The following is an 18,897-nucleotide window of genomic DNA, read 5'->3' on the forward strand; positions in this document are numbered from 1 at the left end:
CGGCTGAGCTGAGTCCCGAAAGACGTAGCCCGGGTGGTGGAACGCCGCCCGGGCTACCGCAATTTCACGAACAGAGGAACCCATGATTCGAACCCGCAACCTCGAGCTCACCTACGCAGATCAACCTCGCGCAGCCCTCGAGGGAATCGACCTCGAACTCCGGACCGGCGAGGTTCTCGGGGTCGTCGGGTCGATGGGAGCGGGAAAGACCTCGCTGTGCATGACGCTGGCCGGGCTCGCCCCTCGCAGCACCGGCGGCACCTCCGGTGGTGACCTCGACGTCGGCGGGATCGATCCGCGTTCGGCGCCGATGAGCGATGTCGCCCAGCGGGTCAGCCTCGTCTTCGAGGATTACGCATCCCAACTCACCCAGATCACCGTGCTCTCCGAGGTGATGGCACCGCTGATCAACCGCGGAACTCCCGTTTCCGACGCCCGGCAGCGCGCCCGGCGACTGCTCGAGGACCTGGGCCTCGGGCACCTGGACCTGGAGCGCAAGCGCACCTGGGAGCTCTCCGGCGGTCAGCAGCAGCGCGTGGCGATCGCCGCGGCGCTGGCCGGCGACCCCCAGCTGCTCATGCTCGACAACGTCACCGGGCTGCTCGACCCGACCGGCAAGGAGGAGATCCGCCAGCTGGTCGGCGAGCTCTCCGCGCGGATGACCCTCGTGGTGGTCGAAGACGACGTCGACCTCCTCGTCGGGGTGGCCGACCAGGTCCTGGTCCTGCAGGACGGCATCGCGAAGGCCCACGGATCGGCTGCGACCTTGCTGCGCGACGTCGACCTGCTCGCCGACGCCCAGGTGGAACCGCCCACGGTGGTGCAGATCGCCAGGGCGGCCGACCTCCGCAGCGAACCGCTGACCACCGACGAGCTCGCCGCCGCCACCCGGCCGATCCCGGAGCCGCCCGCCCCCGCGGCCGGGCGATCGCAGCCGGTGCCGGACCTCGCTGCACCGCCGCGCGACTGGGCGGTCGAGGTGCGCGATGTCGACTACCGCTACCGCGACGGCACGGCGGCGGTGCAGGACGTGTCCCTGCAGGTGGAACCGGGCCGCGTCCACGCGGTCGTCGGCGGGAACGGGGCGGGCAAGTCCACGCTCATGCGGTTGCTGTGCGGTCTGCTGCGGCCCAGCACCGGCGAGGTGCTCGTCGGCGGTCGCAGCACGAGCGAGCACTCGCCCGCCGAGTTGGCCACCGCGGTGGGCACGGCGTTGCAGAACCCCGATGAGCAGATCACCGAGCGCACGGTTCGCGAGGAGGTCGCCTACCCCCTGCGGCAGCGCCGCCTGCGCCGCCGCGGCTGGTTCCGGCGCGAGGTGGTGCTCAGCGACGAGCAGATCGACGAGGCCGTCGAGCGGGCCCGGCTGCTGGCCGGCATCCCGGACGAGCAGCTGGACGCCGACCCGACGCACCTGTCCCGCGGCTGCCGCAAGCTCGTGGCCATCGCGGGGGCGCTCGCGCTCGAACCGGCGGTCCTCGTGCTCGACGAACCTCGCGTCTCGCTGGACGCGCCGGGTCGCGCCACGCTGCGGAACCTGCTCCACCAGCTCCGCGACCGAGGCACCGCCGTCGTGATGGTCGAGCACGATCTCGACCTCGTCGCCGAGACCGCGGACAGCGTCACCTTGCTCGAGCGCGGCCGGGTCGTCGCCGGCGGAAGCCCGCGAGAGGTCTTCGGCGCCGACGGGGCTGAGGCGCTCGCCCGCACGTCCCTGCTGCCGCCGCGAGCCGCGCAAGTCGCCTCCCACCTGGGTGTCGAGGCGTTCTCGGTCGCCGAGCTCGCCGCTCAGCTCGATTCGATCCACCAGGAGGCATGAGCATGCGCGTCCCCCTGCTGTTCACCGAGAAGGACACCTTCCTGCACCGCCGCGATCCGCGGATCAAGCTGGTGCTCTTCGCCGTCGTGATCGTGTTCCTCTACACCGCCCCGTCCTGGCAGTGGATGCTCGGCGCCACGGTCGTGGGTCTCGCGCTGAGCATCGTCGCCCGCGTCCCACCGCTGGCCCTGCTGATCCTGTGGTTGTTGCAGCTGCCGAACTTCGTCGGGCTGGTCATCGTCCCGCTGTGGCGGGGGGTCGCCGCGGGCGACTTCGGCGCGGTCGGCGGTGATCTGGACTTCGGCATGCGGCTCGGTTTCGCGTGGTCGGCCGCGCTGTTCCTGAGCCTGGCCCTGCTGTCGACGATGTCCCCGGACCAGCTGACCGACGGGATGCGAGGGCTCCGGGTGCCCGAGCCGCTGTGCTTCCTGGTCGGATACGCGTTCCTGCTGATGTACGCGAGCCTGGCCGACATCTTCCGCACGGTGGACGCGATGAAGATCAAGGGCATCGAGCTCAGCATCCGCCGCCCGATGCGCGCTTTCGGCAACGCGGCGAAGCTGTTCATCCCGGCGATCATCATCATGGCGCGCCGGGCCGGCACCATGATGTCCACGCTCCAGCTGCGCGGCTTCTCCTTCCAGCAGCGCCGTCCGACGGCCACGCTCACGCGCATCGGGGCGGCCGACATCGGGCTGCTCGCAACCGCTCTCGTGCTCTACACCGCGGTGGCCCTCGCTCGGTTCACCCCGCTGTTCGGCGCGTGACGCACCTGGCCCACCGGGCCGGGCGCACCCGGTGGGTCGAGCGATCACCGCGCCGACCGCGGAGTCCAGCACGTGCGCGGCACCGCGTGCGCGCTGGGCCCCGCACCTCTGCCGCGCCTCGTCTCCTTCCCGGTCCTCGGCGTGGTGCGGGACGGCATCCCTACTGCTCGTCGAGGACCCGGAACACCAGGCCCGGGTGTGGTTCGGGGCCGAACGAGGTCGATTTGCGGGGTAGGCGAATTCCCGAGGCGGCGGCGGATTCGAGGTCGTGCTGACCCGGCGGGTTCGTCAGGACTGCGACGCCGCCGGTGCGTCGGGCCGTTCGAACCGCCGCTGCGGCGTTCGGTTGGAACTCGATGCGGCGGTCACCGCCGGGGAACTGCCAGAGCTGGTGGATCAGCGCGGAGTCGAGGACCGCGACGTGCGCGGAGCGCAGCGGTGGTGGTGTGGCGTCGAGCGCGGCCTGGAGGAACCCGGGCTGCGGGTCCGCCAGCAGGAAGCCACCTCGCGGGGTGGCGAGGACGAAGGCGGGCCGTTGGCCCGCGTGGCGTTTCAGCGCGGCGAGCCAGTGCGCGAGCGGCCCGCGCAGCGGGTGCACCCGGAAGTGGGCTGAGGTCGTGCGGAGCGCGTGGTTCGGGTCGAGGTGGGGCAGGACCCGGTGGACCGGTGCGAGCCGCAACCGGTTCGCGGTGACGTCCACGAGCAGGGCGGGGAAGTGGTCCCACGGGCCCGGCCCGCGGCCGCTGGCGGAGGCCGAGCGGCGGTAGCGCTGGGCGGCCGCGCGGCGGTGGTGGCCGTCGGCGATGAAGGCCGTGCGGGCGCCCAGCTCGGCTGTGATCGCGTCCTGGGCCGAGCGGTCGGTGATGCGCCAGAGGCGGTGGGTCTGCCCGTCGCGGGTCCGGACTTCGGTGCTCGGTTTCCGACGCGCGGTGGTCGCGAGCAGCCGGGTGGTGCGGCCGTCCCCGCAGAAGCCGAGCAACGCCGGGTCGAGGTTCGTGCGGCCGCGGTCCATGAGCCGGGTGAGCTGATCGACGCGCTCGGGGCTGATCTCTTCGTGCGCCTGCAGCGCGCTGTCCAGGTGCACCGAGGCCAGCACGCCCCGGAGGGCGCCGTGCGGTCCGGCTTGTTCGTAGGCGTAGAAGGCGGGCTGCCCGTCCTGCGCGATCAGGCCGCTGCGCCACGCGTCCGAGGCGCCGGGTTCTCCGGATGGTGCCGCCGCGTCGTTCCACGGCGTCGCGTACCGGGTGGCGAGCGCGTCGAGGTGGTGCGGGTTGATGAGCCAGCCGCGAAACGGAACGGCGAACACCCCGCCGCGCTGCGACGTCACCGCCGGGATCGGGCGGGTCTCGTCCGTCCCGGCGAGGTCTTTGCGGCCAGCGACCTCGTCCTCGTCGCGGTGCTGCTCGTCCAGGCACGGCCTGATGGCCAGCAGGCACCCGAGCCCGCAGGCACCGGCCATGACGAGCACCGCGCCGGGCGCTGCGAGCAGCCCGATCAGCGGGCCGACCAGCAGCGGACCCGAGGATTGCCCGATGAGCAGGTAGCTGTTGGCGGTGCTGACGAACGCGCTCCTGTGCTCCCCAGGCGCGTGCTTGCTGAAGTGCAGGAACAGCGACTGGGCGAGGGCTGCGAAGCAGAAGCCCTGGACGAGGCGCAACGGGATCATCGCGTAGGGATCCAGCGGCAGCGACATGACCGCGATGGAAGCCGCGCATCCCGCGGCGGCGATGGCGAAGGTCCGCACCGGTCGTCCGGTGAGGTCGTTGTGCTTGCCCCACCAGAACGAGCCGAGCAGGGTCGCGCCCCACATCACCGAGTGCAGCACGCCGACCCACAGGCTCGCGTTGCCGCGGCCACCGAGGACGCCTTCGACGTGCTCGGCGTAGACCGGGATGAGGCCGTAGACGCCGAAGTAGGCCCCGATCGCGGCCAGCGCGAGCGCCGCCGCGCCCGGTACCCGCCGCGCCGAGGGGCGCTTCGGCTCGTCCGGCTTCGCGCTGGCGCTGGGACCAGCGGACGCGCGGGTGCCGCCGGGCTCGCGCAGCCCCCACGCGCACGCGACCGCGAGCGCAGCCGCGAGCCCGGCGATGCCCAGCATCAGCTGGGGGAGACCACCGGCGCCCACCAGCAGACCCCCGGCGACGGGACCGGCCAGCGCCCCGGCAGCCGTGGCGCTGAAGGACTTGCCCAGCGACGAGCCGCGCTTGGCGTCCGATCCGGTCGAGCCGGCGAACGCGGCGGCGGCCTCCACGACACCGCCGAGCGTGCCCTGCAGCAGCCGCCCGATCACGAGCAGGACCGGGGTGCCGGCGGTGGCCATGACGACCATGGCCACCGCCAGCCCCAGCAGCGCGCGCACCACCATCCACTTGCGGCCGATGCGATCCCCGAGCCGCCCCCACAACGGGGTGGCGACGGTCAGGGCCAAGGCCGGGGCAGCGATGGCCACCCCGGACCAGGTCTGGGTTTCGGCCACGCCGCGGGTGCCGATCTGCTCCAGGTAGAAGGGCATGATCGGCACCAGCATCATCAGCCCGGCGGTGTTGACGAACTGCCCGGCCCACAGCAGGGACAAGTTGCGCCCGTGGCCGCTGGTGGCCTCCGCACGAGGCAGTGATGCGCTTCGGGGCTGGTTCTGAAGCGCGCGGGTCACGGTGTCACCACCTCGGGCTCCTGCCACGGGTCGGGCAGGTCGGCGACCCACTCGTCGTCGTAGACCAGGTCGAGGTAGCGCTCGCCGCGGTCGGGCAGCACGGTCACGATCCGCGCCGGCTCGTCCAGCCTGGAGATGAGGTGCTCGACGCCGGCGATCACCGCACCCGAGGAGCCACCGGCGAAGACCTTCTCGGTGGCCAGCAGCCGCCTGCACCCGGCGGCCGACTCGGCGTCGGCGACGTGCAGGACGTCGTCGATCTCGGCGGGGTCGCAGATCTCCGGGACGCGGCTGGCCCCGAACCCGGGGATCTGCCGCGGCCGGGCCGGGGCGCCGAAGATCACCGAGCCGACGGCGTCGACGGCGACGACCTTGAGGTTCGGGTGGGCCTCGCGCAGGCGGCGCGCGATGCCCTGGATGGAACCGGTCGTGGAGACCGCGGCGACCAAGTAGTCGAGGGAGCCCTCGACGGCGTCGAGGATCTCCTCGCCTGCGGTTTCGTGGTAGGCGCGCCAGTTCAGCTCGTTGGCGTACTGGTTGATCTGCATCGCGTTCGGGATCGACCGCACCAGCTCCCGCGCCCTTCGCACGCGCGAGTGCAGGTAGCCACCGGCCTCGTCGGCCTCGGTCACCATCTCCACGTCGGCACCGAACAGGTCCAGCAGGCGCAGGTTGGTCGGCGAGGTCTTGGGATCGACCACGGCGGTGAACGACAACCCGTGCAATCCGGCTGCCATGGCCAGGGCGATGCCGAGGTTGCCGGAGGTGCTCTCCACCAGCCGCATGCCGGGACGCAGGGTCCCGTCGGCCAAGCCGCGTTCGATGATGAACCGCGCGGGGCGGTCCTTCATGCTGCCACCCGGGTTGAGCATCTCCAGCTTGGCGAGCACTTCCACGTCGGGTTCGGGGAAGCACCGGCTGAGCCGCACCATCGGAGTCGATCCGACACAACCGATCACCGAATCGTGGATCACTGCGAACCTCCAAGTCTTCGGGGCGCACGTCGGGGCGCCACCGCGATGAAGAGAGCGGAAAGCACGAACCGATGCGCACGCGGCGACGCACGTGCCGGAGAGGCGGCAGTAACGGGGATGCGTCGCCGTTGCGCCGAGCGGAATCCCGTCCGGGAACGCGACGCACCCAGGTGAAGGCGAACGCGCAGCGGAAGAGCGCGTTCAGCGAGGTTTCACCTGCGATGCGACCGGACGAGGACCCGGTCTGGAATCAGGTTCGCGCGATGCACGCGAAGTGGAGGAGAGCAGTTCCGGACGGTCTCCACGGTGGTCGAGAGGACCAATGCCGAAGCCGCGGGGCCCACGCGCGTTCGGCGTGCAGCGCCGCCACCGCGGTCGCGGCGAACGCCAGCGCGAGAAGGAGGAACCCCAGTTCCGAGGGCGTGCTCACGTGCCGGGTCGGTGCGACGGCGCTGTAGTCCGGACCGGCATCGCAGTGCGGGGCCTGGTGGCCGCGGCCGCCCTCGTCGTGATCAGCGGCGGTAGCCGAGAGCGCCGGGATGTGGCCGTGGCCGTGGCCGCCCGACTGCCCGTGATGCGCACTCGCCGAACTCGACATCGACATCAGAGCCGCATGACCGGGAAGTGCGTGCGCAGGAAGGAGAACGAGCGGAACGAGGAGGAAGCCCAGCACGAGCAGAGGAAGTGTCAGCCACTTCCGCATGCCGTGTCGTCGTGCCGCGGACTCCTGCACGGGCACCACCCTAGAGACGCCGTCGAGGGGACGCGAAGCGGTATGTCATCTCTCACACGACGGATTCGGAGGCGATGTCGCTGCACCGCGGAACTGGCGCGTCGCGAGCGTCGAATTCCGGTGCGGACGGAGCGCGAGGCGGTGCCGTTGCCAGGCGCGGGTGGCGATGCCTGCGACACGCATCGCTTTACCGCGACGTGCGTGTGGCCCGCCGTTCCGTGCGGAGGTGCGAGCGTGTGCAGGGGCGCATCGATCGACCGACCCGAGGGTACTCAGGGGAGTGCGCCGAGGGGTGGGGGACGTGATGTGCGAGATGCCCCGCGTGAACCGACGGGCTATCCACGAGGAGATGGAACGAGCGCGCGCGAGCTTCCACGAGCTGCTCTCGGGCGCGTCGGGGGCCGAGCTGCTCCGAATGAGCAACGGCACGCGGTGGACCAACGAGCAGCTGCTGTTTCACATGCTGTTCGGATACATGATCGTCCGGCGGCTCGTGGTCTTGGTTCGTGTGTTCGGGGCGCTTCCCGCGCGGGTGTCGCGAGGTTTCGCAGCACTGCTCAACGCCTCGACGAAGCCGTTCGACGCGATCAACTACTGGGGGTCCCGCGGTGGACCGAAGGTCTTCGGCCCTCGGAGCATGGCGGCGAAGATGGATCGCGTGATCGACGGACTGCATCGTCGATTGGACGCCGAGAGCGAAGCGGACCTGCGCCGCGGCATGCATTGCCCGACCCGGTGGGACCCCTTCTTCGTCGATTTCATGACGCTAGCCGATGTCTACCACTTCCCGACGCAACACTTCGATTTCCACCAGCGACAGCTCACGCTCGATAAGGCCGGTTGAACTGCCGTTGTGTGCCGGTCGGCTCGGTCGCCGCTCGTCGCCTGAGCAGGTGGAGCAGAGGACGACGTCCCTGCGGTGAGCGGCGGGTGCGGGTGGTCGAGGAGCGACTTCCGGATGCGATCGCGGCCAGCGCCGCCCAGTGGCCTCGGCCGCGGTGCTCGGAGGGGCGCAGGCCCAGCTGCGTGCCGGTTGGGGATGTGGATCCCTTCGTTCGATCTTCAGCGGGCTCAGGACGCGCGTCGATGCGCATTCGGCACGACAAGCGGAGTTGACGCGTGCCGGCCGCGGTGCCGGCGCTCGGCGTCAGGCTCGGAAGGTTTTGCGGTAGGCGCCCGGGGTGACTCCGACCGTGCGGGTGAACTGGTTTCGGAAGTTGCTGGTGGTGGGGAAGCCGGTTCGGGTGGCGATGCGGTCGATGGTGTGGTCGGTGGTTTCGAGGAGCTCTTGGGCGTGGCGGACGCGGACTCCTGCCAGCCACTGGATGGGGCTTTGGCCTACTTCGGTGGTGAAGCGGCGGGTGAGGGTGCGGACGCTCATGCCGGCGGCCGCGGAGATGTCGGCGAGCGCGAGGTCGCGGTGCGCGTTCTCCTCGATCCACGCGAGGACGTGTTCGAGCGTGGCCGTCTGGTACGTCGGGCGGTTGCGCAGGATGTACTGGGCCTGACCTCCGCTGCGCTGCAGCGGGGCGACGGCGAGGCGGGCGGCGTCGGCGGCGACGGCCACGCCGTGGTCCTCGCGGATGATGTGCAGGCACAGGTCCAGGCCGGAGGCCGCGCCGGCGGAGGTGAGGACCTGGCCGTTGTCGGTGAACAGCACGTCCGGGTCCACGCGCACGCTCGGGAAGCTGCGGGCCAGGCGGTCCGCGGCGAGCCAGTGGGTGGTGGCGTCCTTGCCGTCGAGCAGGCCCGCCTCGGCGAGGGTGAACGCGCCGACGCAGATCGAGGCGATTCGCGAGCCGCGCTGAGCGGCGGAGCGCAGCGCCTCCAGCACCGGCTCGGGGGTCGGTTTCGACGGGTCGTTGCGGCCGGGGACGACGACGAGGTCGGCGCGCTCGAGGGCGTCGAGGCCGTCGCCGACCACCAGGCGCAGCGGGCCCGCGCTCACCTCGGGTTGCGGGCCCGCGACCACGACTCGGTAGCCGGGGCGGTCGTCGGGCAGCCGGACCCGGGAGAACGTCTCGATCGCCGTGGCCAGATCGAAGGCGATCGTGTCCTCGAGCGCCAGCACCATGGCGGTCTGCATCCCCCGATGCTAGCGGCGGCGACCCCCGGTTTCGGGCCTGGCCAGATTCAGGAGGAAATTGACCGGATAGCCACTGGGGAACGGCCGGGGAACTCCGGAGCATGGGGTCGGCAAGCCCGAAGGAAGGAACCTCATGCCTCATCCCCGAGCCCAGTTCGTGCTCTACGACGGCTTCGACCCGCTCGACGTCGTGGGTCCCTTCGAAGTCCTCACGGCCGGACGGGACTTCCTCGGAGGCGGCCTCGACCTCGAACTGGTCACCGCCGAAGGCCCGCGCGCGGCCCTCCCCGGCACGCCCGGGTTGTCGCTGACCGCCACCAGCGCGCTGGACCCGAGCGTCCCCGGGTACGTGGTCGTTCCCGGCGCTGCCGGGACGGTCGAGACGATCCCGGACCTGCTGGCGAAGTTCGCAGGCGGCGGGACGGCGCCCCTGCTGCGGCGCGCGATCGACAACCCCGAGGTCACCGTCGTCGGGGTCTGCGGAGGCTCGTTGGCGCTGGCGATGGCCGGTCTGCTGGCCGGTCGGACCGCCACCACCCACGTGCTCGGGCACGACGTGCTCGCCTCCACCGGCGCCACGGCGGTGCGGGCGCGGGTCGTCGACGACGGCGACCTGATCTCGGCCGGAGGCGTCACCTCGGGGATCGACGTGGGCCTCTACCTGCTGGAACGCGACTTCGGACCGCGCATCGCGCACGCGGTGGAGCAGATGTTCGAGTACGACCGGCGCGGCACCACCTGGAAGAACACCGGCCCCGCGCCCCGGCCCGCGGGGGTCGGCGCATGACCGGGTTCTTGCTGTCGGTGCACGTCCTCGCCGCGATCCTGGCGATCGGTCCGGTCTCCATCGCGGCGAGCACGTTCCCGCCCGCCGCGCGCGCGGCCGGTTCGCCGGGAACCTCCGGTGCGGTGCGGGTCCTGCACCGCATCACCCGCGTCTACGCCGTGATCGGCATCCTCGTCCCCGTCTTCGGGTTGGCCACCGGGGCCTCGCTCGGCGTCCTGGGGGACGCCTGGCTGATCGTCTCGGTGGTGCTCACCGCGGCTGCGGCGGGCATCCTCGTCGGGCTCGTCCTGCCCGGTCAGCGGGCCGCGCTCGCCGAGCTCGGCGAAGCGTCGGTGCAGTCGATCAGCAGGCGCCTGGCCATGCACACCGGGGTGTTCAACCTGCTCTGGGCGGTGGTGGTCGTGCTGATGATCTACCGGCCGGGCTCGACGACGGGGGCAGGCCTGTGAACCCGCTGCGCGTCCTGGGCGGCGTGGAGCTGGGAACCCTGGCGCTGATGCTGCTCAACCTGGTCACGATCCACCACCCGGTGATCTCCGGCGCCCTCGGTCCGCTGCACGGCCTGGCCTACACCGCGACCGTCATCGCCGCCGTCCTGCTCATGCGGGGACGCCACCGGGTCTGGCTGCTCGCGCTCGTGCCGGGCGTCGGCGGACTCCTGGCCTCCCGGGCCGCGACCGACTCCGGGGATTCGGCCGCGACGGACCGTAGCGAGGGGGAGCGCGCACGGGGCCGGGACGTCGAAGCCGTCGCTGGGGAGCCCCCGCGCGCCATCTCGCGTCGGTGAGCCCTCGGCGAGGCGCAGCGGATCGACAACCGGGAAGCTGTGCCCGACACCGCTCCGCTGGCGCCCGCCCACCCCCTGCCGGACCGAAGCTCCCGGCGAGGCCTCGCCCCGGTCGGCGAGAAACGCCCCTTGGCGAGCCCTCTGGGCGCCGTCGGGGACGGCTCTCCTCGGGAGACGCCCCTCGGAACTGCCGCAGGCGCTCAGAAGCTGGGCGGAGTCAGGGCCCAGACGCTGACGGCCTCTTCGTCGCCGGGGTTCTCGTACCGGTGCGGCCTTGTCGATTCGAAGTTGATCGCGTCGCCTTCTCGCAGGTCGTAGGAGGTTTCATCGACCCAGTAGCGGAGCTGGCCGCTGACCATGAAGCCGACCTCCTCGCCGGCGTGGGCGTGCGCCAGCGGTCCGGAGGAGGCGCCCGGCGCCACTTTCATGATCAGCATTTCTAGGCGGCCCTGCGGGTTCGGGTTGAGCAGCTCGTAGCGGATGGCGGCGTTGCCGGTGCGGGCGATCTCGACGCGGTCGGCCGGGCGCACGACGGCGTGGCGCTCGGCCTCGACGGTGCGGAAGAGCTGGGTCAGCGAGACCCCGACGGCGTCCAGGATGGTGCGCAGTGAGCCGATCGTCGGGCTGTTGACGTTGCGCTCGACGTTGCTGAGGTAGCTGCGCGACAGTCCCGTTCGCTCGGCGAGCTGCTCGAGCGTCAGGTTGCGGTCGAGGCGTGCTTCGCGAATGTGCCGTCCCAGCTCTTCTTCGGTGGACGAGGCGTTCTGCCCGGATCCGGTGGCGCTCGCGGTCACGTCTCCGTCCCTTCTCGTGTACGTCAGATCCAGTTTAGTGGACGAAGTGTCCAGCGAAGCCCCGGCAGATGACGTCCACTTTCCTATGTGAAACAGCCAGCATGGTTGACGGTATGTCGCCTATCCAGCATGCTGCATCCAGCATAGTGGATGCGGTGGTCGTCATGGGCGAACACCGACGCCCGAGATGGGGTGCGCAAGATGCAGGACGAGCGCGAGCGGTTCTTGATCCGCTACGCCGGGGACTTCGCCCCGTTCGTGGTGGACACCGCAGAGGGCGCGTGGATCACGACCAAGGAGGGGGAGCGGATCCTCGACTTCACCTCCGGCCAGATCAGTTCGACCCTGGGGCACAACCACCCGAAGATCGTGGAGGCGATCCAGCGCTCCTTGCGCGAGGTGATCCACCTGAACTCGTGGATGGTCAACGACGACGTGCTGGAGCTGGCCAGCCGCCTGGCGGCGCTGCTGCCGGACCCGCTGGTGCGGTCGATGCTGCTCAACGTCGGTTCGGAGACCAACGAGGTCGCTTTCCGCCTGGCCAAGGCCTACACCGGCGAGTTCGAGATGGTGGGGCTCACCCGCAGCTACCACGGCCTGCTCGCCGGTGCGAACTCGGTGACCTTCTCGATGGGGCACAAGGGCTACGGGCCGCTCGTGCCGGGCAGCTTCGCCATCCCGGCTCCGTACGAGTACCGGTGCCCGATCCGGCACTGCCAGAACGCGTGCGACAAGCTCTGCTTGGACGTCGGGTTCGAGACCGTGGACCAGGCCTCCGTCGGGTCCCTCGCTGGGATGGTCGTCGAGCCGGTGCTGTCCACCGGCGGCATCATCCCGCTGCCGGACGGCTACCTCGCAGCGGCGAAGCAGAAGTGCGAGGAGCGGGACATGCTCCTGATCGTCGACGAAGCTCAGACGGGGTTCGGCCGCACCGGCACGATGTTCGCCTTCGAGCAGGACGGCGTCACGCCGGACATCCTGACGGTTTCCAAAACGCTCGGCGGCGGGGTCCCGCTGGGCGCGACCATCACCAGCGCCGAGATCGAGGACCGCTGCGCCGACAACGGGTTCATGCACCTGACCACCCACGTGTCCGACCCGATGCCCGCCGCGGCCGGGGTGGCCGTGCTGGAGGTCATCGAAGAGGAGAACCTCGTCGAGCGCTCGGCGCAGATGGGCGAGTACCTCACGGCCCAGCTCCACGAGCTGCAGGATCTGCACGAGGAGATCGGCTGCGTCCGCGGTCGAGGCCTCCTGGTCGGCGTGGAACTGGTCGTCGACCGCGACACCAAGGAACCCGCGAGCGAGCTCGGTGCGGCGGTGACCGCGGAGTGCCTGCGGCTCGGGCTGTCGATGAACATCGTCAAGGGCGACGGGCCTCAGAGGAACTGCCTGCGCATGGCTCCTCCGCTGTCGATCACGCACGAGGAGATCGACACGGCGATCAGCATCCTCGATCGAGCCATCACGACCTGCACGAAGCAGCGCGCCGGTTCCGGCGGGGCGGAGTGACGAACCGGGCTCCGCGAACATCGGTGCTGCGACCCGGCGAGCAGCGAGCGGCGACCAGGTCGGAGGCCGTGCGCGCCGTCCCGTCGGAGCTCCCACCCCTCGGCGCCAGTGCCGTCGAGGGGCGGGAGACGCGAACGATCGGCCCGGTGTCGCACCGGCGAGGCGGTCGAGCGCGCCGGCGCTGAGAACCCGAACCGGTGCGACGAGAGTCGTCGGTCAGCCGGGCGGGTCGAGGCGGATTCCTGCGAGTTGGGTGGCTTGGGCCACGAGCCGGTCGCGGCTGTCCCAGACGTAGCAGGCCTCGTCGACGCGGTTGTCGTCGATGAGGTGTGCTCTGTGCAGGATTCGCACGGGACCAGGTGCGGGTAGCGCGCGGATGTAGGCGGTGAGCTCCAGCGTGGGCACCCAGCCGGTGAGCGCGATGTTCATGGTGGCCGGTGGGAAGGAGTCGACGGCGTAGAGCAGGGCGATCGGGTCGAAGTCCTCGTCGTCGGGGAGGCCGAGCCAGCCGCGCAGCACGCCGGAGCCGTTCGGGGCGCCTCGGGCGAAACCGAAGTCGTCGGGGTGGATGCGCAGGTCGACCTGGTCCATGATGGCCGGGCCGCCGCTGCCGGTGATCGGTTCGCACTCGGCCTGCCCGCACGCCACCGGCGCGGGCATGCCGCCGTTCCACTGCGGATCCCCGTCGGGTGAGAGGGTTCCGAGGGTGAACATCGCCTCGACGCAGGGCGTGTCGTCCTGGGTCATGCGGGTGCGCACTTGGCTCGCTGAGCGGCCGGTGCGCAGCACTTCGGCGGTGAGGTGGACGGGGGCGGGTTTGGGGGAGTGCAGGTAGTGCGCGCTGGCGGCGAGGACGTGCTGGTGGGTGGCCGATCGCGCGGCCGCGCGTCCGAGCATCGCGAGCAGGTAGCCGCCGTTGGGCCTGCCGCCGATGGTCCACTCCGGGTCGGCTTCGGCGGTGAACTCGCCCGGTGCGGTCTCCTCGATGGCGCTGACGTCGGCGAAGCTGTTCCGCGCTCGGTTGATCATGGTCGAATCCGTTCGTAGGCGGGCGGTCGGTGCTGTGCGGTCAGTTCGGCGCCGCGGAGTCCAGGAGGGCGAGGGCGTCCCGGATGCCCTGCTCGAGGAGCGCGTCGGAGAGCTGCTGGTCGGCCACGGCGCGGGCGAGCTGCAGCGTGCCGACGAGCGCGGCGAAGATGGTGAGCGTCTTCACGCGCGCGGATCCCGGGTCGTCCGGTGCGATGCGCGCGGCGATGTCGTCGACGATGCGCATCAGGCCGTCGGTGTAGGCCTGCTTGACGGTGTCGCCGCAGCGCCCGATCTCGTCGAGCAGGGCCGCGGACGGGCACCCGCGCTCGGGGGCGTCGCGATGCCGGGGTGCGAGGTAGTCGCGGATGAACTGCTCGATCCCGGCCCTGTCCGGTGCGCGCTCGTCGAGGTCGGCTCGTTGCCCGGTCAGCTGCTCGGCGACGACGGTGGCCACGAGGTCGTCCTTGGACGCGAAGTGGCCGTAGAACGCGCCGTTGGTCAGCCCGGCGTCCTTCATGAGCGCGGCGACCCCGGAGCCGTCGATGCCGTCCTGCTTGAGCCTGCGGCCGGAGGTCTCGATGATCCTCCGCCGCGTGGCCTCCTTGTGCTCCTTGCCGTACCGCCCCACGTCTCCTCCGCGTTCTGGCCGCCGCCGGTGGCGGGTCCAACCCTAATTGGAGTACGGTCGTAATTCAATGCGAGGCGATCGCGTCGCCGCGCCGGGCGAGCGCGCAGGAGGCGGGCTGAGACGAAGGCGTTCGTCGTCGAGTCCTACGGTGCGGATGGCCTGCGAGCTTCGTGAGTCTCTCTTTAAGACCGTGTATCGTCGCTGGTATGAGACGGACGTCTTTCGCGAACTGGCCGTGTTCCATCGCTCGGACGATGGACCTGCTGGGGGATTGGTGGACACCCCTGGTGCTGCGGGAGGCGTTCTACGGGATCCGGCGCTTCGACGAGTTCCAGGAGTCGCTGGGCATCGCGCGGAACACCCTGGCCGACCGGTTGCGCCGGCTGGTCGACGAGGGCCTGATGGAGAAGCAGGCGTACCAGAGCGTCCCGGTGCGGTACGACTACGTGCTGACCGAGAAGGGACGGGACTTCTACGGCGTGCTCGCCGCGATGAACCGCTGGGGAGACCGGTGGCTGGCGGGCGAGGCGGGCGTGCCCGTGGTCTTCCACCACGACCGGTGCGGGCACGACACCCACCCCGAGGTCGTCTGCGCCACGTGCAAGGAGCCGCTGAGGTCGGAGGAGGTCAGCAACAGGATGGGTCCCGGTTACCCCTCTCGTCTTGCTGCCCGACCGGACGTGCAGCGGCGCTTCTCCACGTGACCCTGCGATCACGCAGGTTCTGATCGGCGCCGGGCGCGCGATCGAGTCCGGAACTCCGCTCGCGCCGCCGGAGGCCGGGGTCGGCATCCGGACAGCGGTCCCGGAGGCGCGCGAGCGACCACCGGTCCGCGCTCGGTCGCCGCTTCGCCGAAGAACGCCTCGTGAAGTCCGTCTCGGCCGTGTCGGCGCTGATCTCCGCACCGGCCTGGTCAGCGGGACGAGCTTCGTTCGGCTGGGCGGGCGCGCGAAGAGCGGATCGAGCCCGCCGGTAGTCGTTTGAACGGACTGATCTGGCGAGGCGCATCGCGCCGGTGGGCGGCCGCGCGCCGAGAGCGAAGCGCGGGGCCGCCGGTTCACGGCGCCGCGCTCGCAAGGCGGCTGGTTCTCGGATTTGCGCTGCGAACGGCGCCGCGGCGCGTTCAGCGGCGCGACGCTCCCTTGACACGTGGGTCCAAATGAGCAACTGTTCTGGTCAGAGTGTTGTCTGGCAGATCTTCGGTGGTGGAGAGGAGCTCGGCGGGCGATGGAGTGGACGGGCGCGCGATACGCGGACAAACCGACGGTGCAGGTGGAGACCTGGATCAACGCCTCGCCGGAGCGGGTGTGGGAGCTGGTGTCGGAGATCGAGCTGATGCCCGAGTTGAGTCCGGAGCTCCAGTCGGTGGAGTGGCAGGACGGGGCGACCGGACCCGCCCTCGGGGCGCGGTTCGTCGGGCGCAACGAGCACGATGCGCTGGGGCAGTGGCACACGACCTCGCACATCGTGGATTTCGATCCGCCGAGGTCCTTCGGCTGGGCGGTGCAGGATCCGGACGACCCGACGGCGACCTGGCGGTTCACCCTGGTGCTCGAAGCGGGCGGGACGCTGCTGCGGCAGTGGATGCAGATGGGCCCTGCGCGTTCGGGGTTGTCGCTGGCGATCGAGCAGATGCCGGAAAAGGAGCAGAAGATCGTGTTCGTGCGGTTGCGGGAGCACGAGACCAACATGACCGGCACGGTGGCGGCGATCAAGGAGCTCGCCGAGGGATCGGGGGAGGCGGGTTCCTGATGCGGACGGCGACGACGATCGAAGGCTCGGGTGCTGCTTGGCCGGAGGTGGTCCAGTACGCGGTGGAGGCCGAGAAGCTCGGGTTGGACATCTGCTGGGTGGCCGAGGCGTGGGGTTCGGATGCCCCGTCACCGCTGGGATTCCTCGCGGCGCGCACCGAGCGGATGCTGCTGGGGTCGGGGATCATGCAGCTGGGAACCAGGACTCCGGTGGGGATCGCGCAGGCGGCGATCACCTTGTCGCAGCTCTCGCAGGGTCGGTTCCTGCTCGGGCTGGGCCCGTCGGGCCCGCAGGTGATCGAAGGGCTGCACGGCGTGCCGTTCGCGCGCCCGCTGCTGCGCATGCGCGAAACCGTCGAGGTCGTCCGCCAGGCGGCTACCGGCGAGAAGGTCTCCTTCGAGGGGCGGCACTTCGCGATCCCGCTGCCGGGCGGGCAAGGCAAGCCGATGCGCCTGTCGGTGCGCGCCGAGCACGACATCCCGATCTACCTGGCCACGCTGTCGCCGGCCATGCTGAAGCTGACCGGCGAGATCGCGGACGGGTGGCTGGGCACCAGCTTCGTGCCCGAAGGCGCCGGGGAGGCGTACTTCGCGCATCTGGATGCCGGGCTGGCCGCGTCCGGGCGATCGCGTGCGGATCTGGACGTCTGCCAGGGAGCCGAGGTCGCGTTCGCGCGCGACGAGGACGAGTTGCGCGGGATGTTGGGGGAGCGCAAGAAGAAGTTGGCGTTCAGCTTGGGCGGGATGGGCTCGGCGAGCACCAACTTCTACAACAGCGCCTACAGCCGTCAGGGCTGGGCGGACGTGGCCGCCGAGGTCCATCAGCGGTGGCAGGCCGGCGACCGCGACGGCGCCGCCGAGCTCGTCACCGACGAGATGGTGCTGGGCACCACCCTGCTCGGCACCGAGGACATGGTCCGCGACCGGCTGCGGGTGTGGCACGACGCGGGCGTGGACACCGTCCGGTTCTACCCCGCCGGGGAAACCCTCGACGAGCGGCTGGAAACCCTGGGGAGGGCCATCGACCTGGCACGAGGTGTCGATTGAGAACGCCCGTGTTCCAGCGGTTTTGATGTGCCGCCGGTGAGCAGGCCCGGCCGGTGGCGCTGGCCTGCGGCGTGCAGCGCCGATCTCGGGGTCGTCGGGGAACCGAACGCCTCCGCCTGCGGGCTGTCCACGACCGGCCCGCATGCCACCCGATTCAGGCTGCAGATCGGGATGCAGTCCGGGTCGCGCGGCTGGCGATCTTTTCATCGTCCAGCCGCGCGACGCCGAGGTCGGGATGCGGCCCCCGGTCCGGGGCGCTACCGGATCACGAGCGGACCGCGGCGCGCGTGGTGCCCCGAAGCGGAGGTCACCGCGCGAGCTCCTCGTCCAGCGCGGCGCGGAACTGGTTGCCCACGTCCTGGAAGGTCTCACCGCTGGGCTCGAACTGCCGACCGTTGATGAAGATCGTCGGCGTGCCGCTGACACCGGCCTTCTTCCCATCGGCCTTGTCCCGCTCGATCCGCTCGGTGACCTGCGGCGAGGCCATGTCGCGGTGGAACTGCTCCAGGTCCAGGCCGATCTGGCGGGCGAAGCGGTCGAACTGCGCGCTGGCGTGCTCCCGGTCCTCGCTGAGGTTCTGGCCGTCCGCGGCCACGGCCCAGGACTCGTAGTTGTCGAACAGCGCGTGGTACATCTCCTGGTACTTGCCCTGCAGCGCGGCCGCCTCGGCAGCCCGCGCGGCAGGCATCCCCAGCTCGTGCATGTCCAGCGGGAAGGAGCGCGGGACGAAGGTGATCCGGCCGGCGTACTCCCGCTCGATCTGCTTGGTCAGGTTCCGGTAGAAGGACGCGCACGACGGGCACTGGTAATCCAGGAACTCGACCACCGTGACCTCGTCCCCGGGCCCCTGGGTGAGCGTGTGGCTGTCCGGTTTGCGCAGCACTTCCGCTGGGACGGTCTGCGCCGTGGAGCTCGCGGTCCTCTCGCCGCCCTGGAACAGCAGCACGCCACCGATCACGACAGCAGCGATCACCAGAACGATCAACGTCAGCAGGGCGTTGATCGACACGCGGCTTTGGAAGGCCGACGGTCCGGCAGTTTTCGGCATGTGCGCAACCTCGACATTCGACTCACGGCAGCGCGCTCGCGCGACGAGACCCACTCGTCGTGCGCAGCGACTGCTCGTACAGGTGCCGACATCCTAACCAGCTTAGTTGTGGCCCCCGGCCAGCAGGGGTGCCGATGCCAGCCGTCCGACCACCGCTTCCGGATGGCCGCGGGCAATCGTGAGAACCGCAGTGCCGGGTGAGCGCCCTGCGGGACGTCGAGGTGCGCGCGTGCGCGGGTTACCGCTTTCGGAGTTCGGCTCTGCGGCGTTGGTATTCGTCGTGGTCGATCTGCCCCTCGGCGTAGCGGCGGCGCAGCTCCTCCTCGGCGGGGTCGGAGCCCGTTCGCCCGGTGAGCATGTGCCGGATCAACCAGATGATCGCCACGATGATCAGTACGAGCAGTGCCAGCCCGATGAGGCCCCACAGCAGCATCCAGGCCATCATGCCGGCCATCCCGTTCATGCCGTCCATCATCATGTTC

Annotated in this window: 18 protein-coding genes; 10 read left to right on the forward strand and 8 right to left on the reverse strand. The window is 70.7% G+C overall.

The genetic code is table 11. From position 1 onward, the window contains the following. Window positions 1-82: 82 nt before the first annotated feature. On the forward strand, window positions 83-1,819 hold the full coding sequence (locus ACFQRI_RS00470; RefSeq protein ID WP_380662787.1) for an ABC transporter ATP-binding protein: 1,737 nt from the start codon (window positions 83-85) through the stop codon (window positions 1,817-1,819). Further along, entirely contained in the window at window positions 1,816-2,586 is a 771-nt protein-coding gene (locus ACFQRI_RS00475; RefSeq protein WP_380662789.1) for an energy-coupling factor transporter transmembrane component T family protein, read from the forward strand. Before ACFQRI_RS00470 ends, ACFQRI_RS00475 begins: the two co-directional genes overlap by 4 nt. 160 nt (window positions 2,587-2,746) lie before the next feature. Here the strand turns inward: ACFQRI_RS00475 and ACFQRI_RS00480 are convergent, their stop codons facing one another. Next, entirely contained in the window at window positions 2,747-5,239 is a 2,493-nt protein-coding gene (locus ACFQRI_RS00480; RefSeq protein WP_380662791.1) for an MFS transporter, read from the reverse strand. After that, the gene (gene sbnA / locus ACFQRI_RS00485) at window positions 5,236-6,213 is read right to left on the reverse strand and encodes a 2,3-diaminopropionate biosynthesis protein SbnA (RefSeq protein ID WP_380662793.1); all 978 of its coding nucleotides are present in this window, start codon (window positions 6,211-6,213) and stop codon (window positions 5,236-5,238) included. Before sbnA ends, ACFQRI_RS00480 begins: the two co-directional genes overlap by 4 nt. Window positions 6,214-7,295: 1,082 nt before the next feature. Between sbnA and ACFQRI_RS00490 the strand changes: the two genes are divergently transcribed. Then, window positions 7,296-7,790, forward strand: a complete 495-nt coding sequence (locus ACFQRI_RS00490) for a DinB family protein (RefSeq protein WP_380662795.1) — start codon at window positions 7,296-7,298, stop codon at window positions 7,788-7,790. A gap of 303 nt (window positions 7,791-8,093) precedes the next feature. Here the strand turns inward: ACFQRI_RS00490 and ACFQRI_RS00495 are convergent, their stop codons facing one another. Further along, the gene (locus tag ACFQRI_RS00495) at window positions 8,094-9,032 is read right to left on the reverse strand and encodes a GlxA family transcriptional regulator (protein WP_380662797.1); all 939 of its coding nucleotides are present in this window, start codon (window positions 9,030-9,032) and stop codon (window positions 8,094-8,096) included. A gap of 133 nt (window positions 9,033-9,165) precedes the next feature. Between ACFQRI_RS00495 and ACFQRI_RS00500 the strand changes: the two genes are divergently transcribed. The 3 genes from ACFQRI_RS00500 to ACFQRI_RS00510 are packed head-to-tail and all read left to right on the forward strand — an operon-like array spanning window position 9,166 to window position 10,606. Next, complete coding sequence (locus tag ACFQRI_RS00500) at window positions 9,166-9,819, forward strand: DJ-1/PfpI family protein (RefSeq protein ID WP_380662799.1); 654 nt, start codon at window positions 9,166-9,168, stop codon at window positions 9,817-9,819. Then, window positions 9,816-10,268: a hypothetical protein gene (locus ACFQRI_RS00505; RefSeq protein ID WP_380662801.1), complete on the forward strand. Its 453-nt coding sequence runs from the start codon at window positions 9,816-9,818 to the stop codon at window positions 10,266-10,268. Before ACFQRI_RS00500 ends, ACFQRI_RS00505 begins: the two co-directional genes overlap by 4 nt. Beyond that, on the forward strand, window positions 10,265-10,606 hold the full coding sequence (locus ACFQRI_RS00510; RefSeq protein WP_380662803.1) for a hypothetical protein: 342 nt from the start codon (window positions 10,265-10,267) through the stop codon (window positions 10,604-10,606). Before ACFQRI_RS00505 ends, ACFQRI_RS00510 begins: the two co-directional genes overlap by 4 nt. Before the next feature lie 200 nt (window positions 10,607-10,806). On the opposite strand, the gene ACFQRI_RS00515 is transcribed toward ACFQRI_RS00510, so the two are convergent. Continuing rightward, window positions 10,807-11,400, reverse strand: coding sequence for a helix-turn-helix domain-containing protein (locus ACFQRI_RS00515; protein ID WP_380662805.1), 594 nt, complete (start codon window positions 11,398-11,400; stop codon window positions 10,807-10,809). 201 nt (window positions 11,401-11,601) lie between these two features. Between ACFQRI_RS00515 and ACFQRI_RS00520 the strand changes: the two genes are divergently transcribed. Then, window positions 11,602-12,912: an aspartate aminotransferase family protein gene (locus ACFQRI_RS00520; RefSeq protein WP_380662807.1), complete on the forward strand. Its 1,311-nt coding sequence runs from the start codon at window positions 11,602-11,604 to the stop codon at window positions 12,910-12,912. A 216-nt stretch (window positions 12,913-13,128) separates the two neighbouring features. Here ACFQRI_RS00520 and ACFQRI_RS00525 read toward each other — a convergent pair whose 3' ends face one another. Then, window positions 13,129-13,941: a thioesterase family protein gene (locus tag ACFQRI_RS00525; protein ID WP_380662809.1), complete on the reverse strand. Its 813-nt coding sequence runs from the start codon at window positions 13,939-13,941 to the stop codon at window positions 13,129-13,131. Between the two features lie 40 nt (window positions 13,942-13,981). After that, the gene (locus tag ACFQRI_RS00530; RefSeq protein WP_380662811.1) at window positions 13,982-14,569 is read right to left on the reverse strand and encodes a TetR/AcrR family transcriptional regulator; all 588 of its coding nucleotides are present in this window, start codon (window positions 14,567-14,569) and stop codon (window positions 13,982-13,984) included. A gap of 206 nt (window positions 14,570-14,775) precedes the next feature. Between ACFQRI_RS00530 and ACFQRI_RS00535 the strand changes: the two genes are divergently transcribed. The 3 genes from ACFQRI_RS00535 (at window position 14,776) to ACFQRI_RS00545 (ending at window position 17,367) form a co-directional block, all read left to right on the forward strand. Further along, the gene (locus tag ACFQRI_RS00535) at window positions 14,776-15,273 is read left to right on the forward strand and encodes a winged helix-turn-helix transcriptional regulator (RefSeq protein WP_380662813.1); all 498 of its coding nucleotides are present in this window, start codon (window positions 14,776-14,778) and stop codon (window positions 15,271-15,273) included. A 523-nt stretch (window positions 15,274-15,796) separates the two neighbouring features. Beyond that, on the forward strand, window positions 15,797-16,321 hold the full coding sequence (locus ACFQRI_RS00540; RefSeq protein WP_380662815.1) for an SRPBCC family protein: 525 nt from the start codon (window positions 15,797-15,799) through the stop codon (window positions 16,319-16,321). After that, entirely contained in the window at window positions 16,321-17,367 is a 1,047-nt protein-coding gene (locus ACFQRI_RS00545; RefSeq protein WP_380662817.1) for an LLM class flavin-dependent oxidoreductase, read from the forward strand. The genes ACFQRI_RS00540 and ACFQRI_RS00545 overlap by 1 nt, the downstream gene beginning before the upstream one ends. 307 nt (window positions 17,368-17,674) lie before the next feature. Here the strand turns inward: ACFQRI_RS00545 and ACFQRI_RS00550 are convergent, their stop codons facing one another. After that, window positions 17,675-18,376, reverse strand: coding sequence for a DsbA family protein (locus ACFQRI_RS00550; RefSeq protein ID WP_380662819.1), 702 nt, complete (start codon window positions 18,374-18,376; stop codon window positions 17,675-17,677). Between the two features lie 277 nt (window positions 18,377-18,653). After that, entirely contained in the window at window positions 18,654-18,893 is a 240-nt protein-coding gene (locus ACFQRI_RS00555; protein ID WP_380662821.1) for an SHOCT domain-containing protein, read from the reverse strand. Between the last annotated feature and the right edge of the window lie 4 nt (window positions 18,894-18,897).

The organism is Saccharopolyspora griseoalba (assembly GCF_042665275.1).
Classification (GTDB): Bacteria; Actinomycetota; Actinomycetes; order Mycobacteriales; family Pseudonocardiaceae; genus Saccharopolyspora; species Saccharopolyspora griseoalba.

Coding starts and splice junctions, on each gene's coding strand:
- ACFQRI_RS00470 (WP_380662787.1), top strand. CDS start 83: ATGATTCGAACCCGCAACCTCGAGCTCACCTACGCAGATCAACCTCGC.
- ACFQRI_RS00475 (WP_380662789.1), top strand. CDS start 1,816: ATGAGCATGCGCGTCCCCCTGCTGTTCACCGAGAAGGACACCTTCCTG.
- ACFQRI_RS00490 (WP_380662795.1), top strand. CDS start 7,296: ATGGAACGAGCGCGCGCGAGCTTCCACGAGCTGCTCTCGGGCGCGTCG.
- ACFQRI_RS00495 (WP_380662797.1), bottom strand. CDS start 9,032: ATGCAGACCGCCATGGTGCTGGCGCTCGAGGACACGATCGCCTTCGAT.
- ACFQRI_RS00500 (WP_380662799.1), top strand. CDS start 9,166: ATGCCTCATCCCCGAGCCCAGTTCGTGCTCTACGACGGCTTCGACCCG.
- ACFQRI_RS00505 (WP_380662801.1), top strand. CDS start 9,816: ATGACCGGGTTCTTGCTGTCGGTGCACGTCCTCGCCGCGATCCTGGCG.
- ACFQRI_RS00520 (WP_380662807.1), top strand. CDS start 11,602: ATGCAGGACGAGCGCGAGCGGTTCTTGATCCGCTACGCCGGGGACTTC.
- ACFQRI_RS00525 (WP_380662809.1), bottom strand. CDS start 13,941: ATGATCAACCGAGCGCGGAACAGCTTCGCCGACGTCAGCGCCATCGAG.
- ACFQRI_RS00535 (WP_380662813.1), top strand. CDS start 14,776: ATGAGACGGACGTCTTTCGCGAACTGGCCGTGTTCCATCGCTCGGACG.
- ACFQRI_RS00540 (WP_380662815.1), top strand. CDS start 15,797: ATGGAGTGGACGGGCGCGCGATACGCGGACAAACCGACGGTGCAGGTG.
- ACFQRI_RS00545 (WP_380662817.1), top strand. CDS start 16,321: ATGCGGACGGCGACGACGATCGAAGGCTCGGGTGCTGCTTGGCCGGAG.
- ACFQRI_RS00555 (WP_380662821.1), bottom strand. CDS start 18,893: ATGATGATGGACGGCATGAACGGGATGGCCGGCATGATGGCCTGGATG.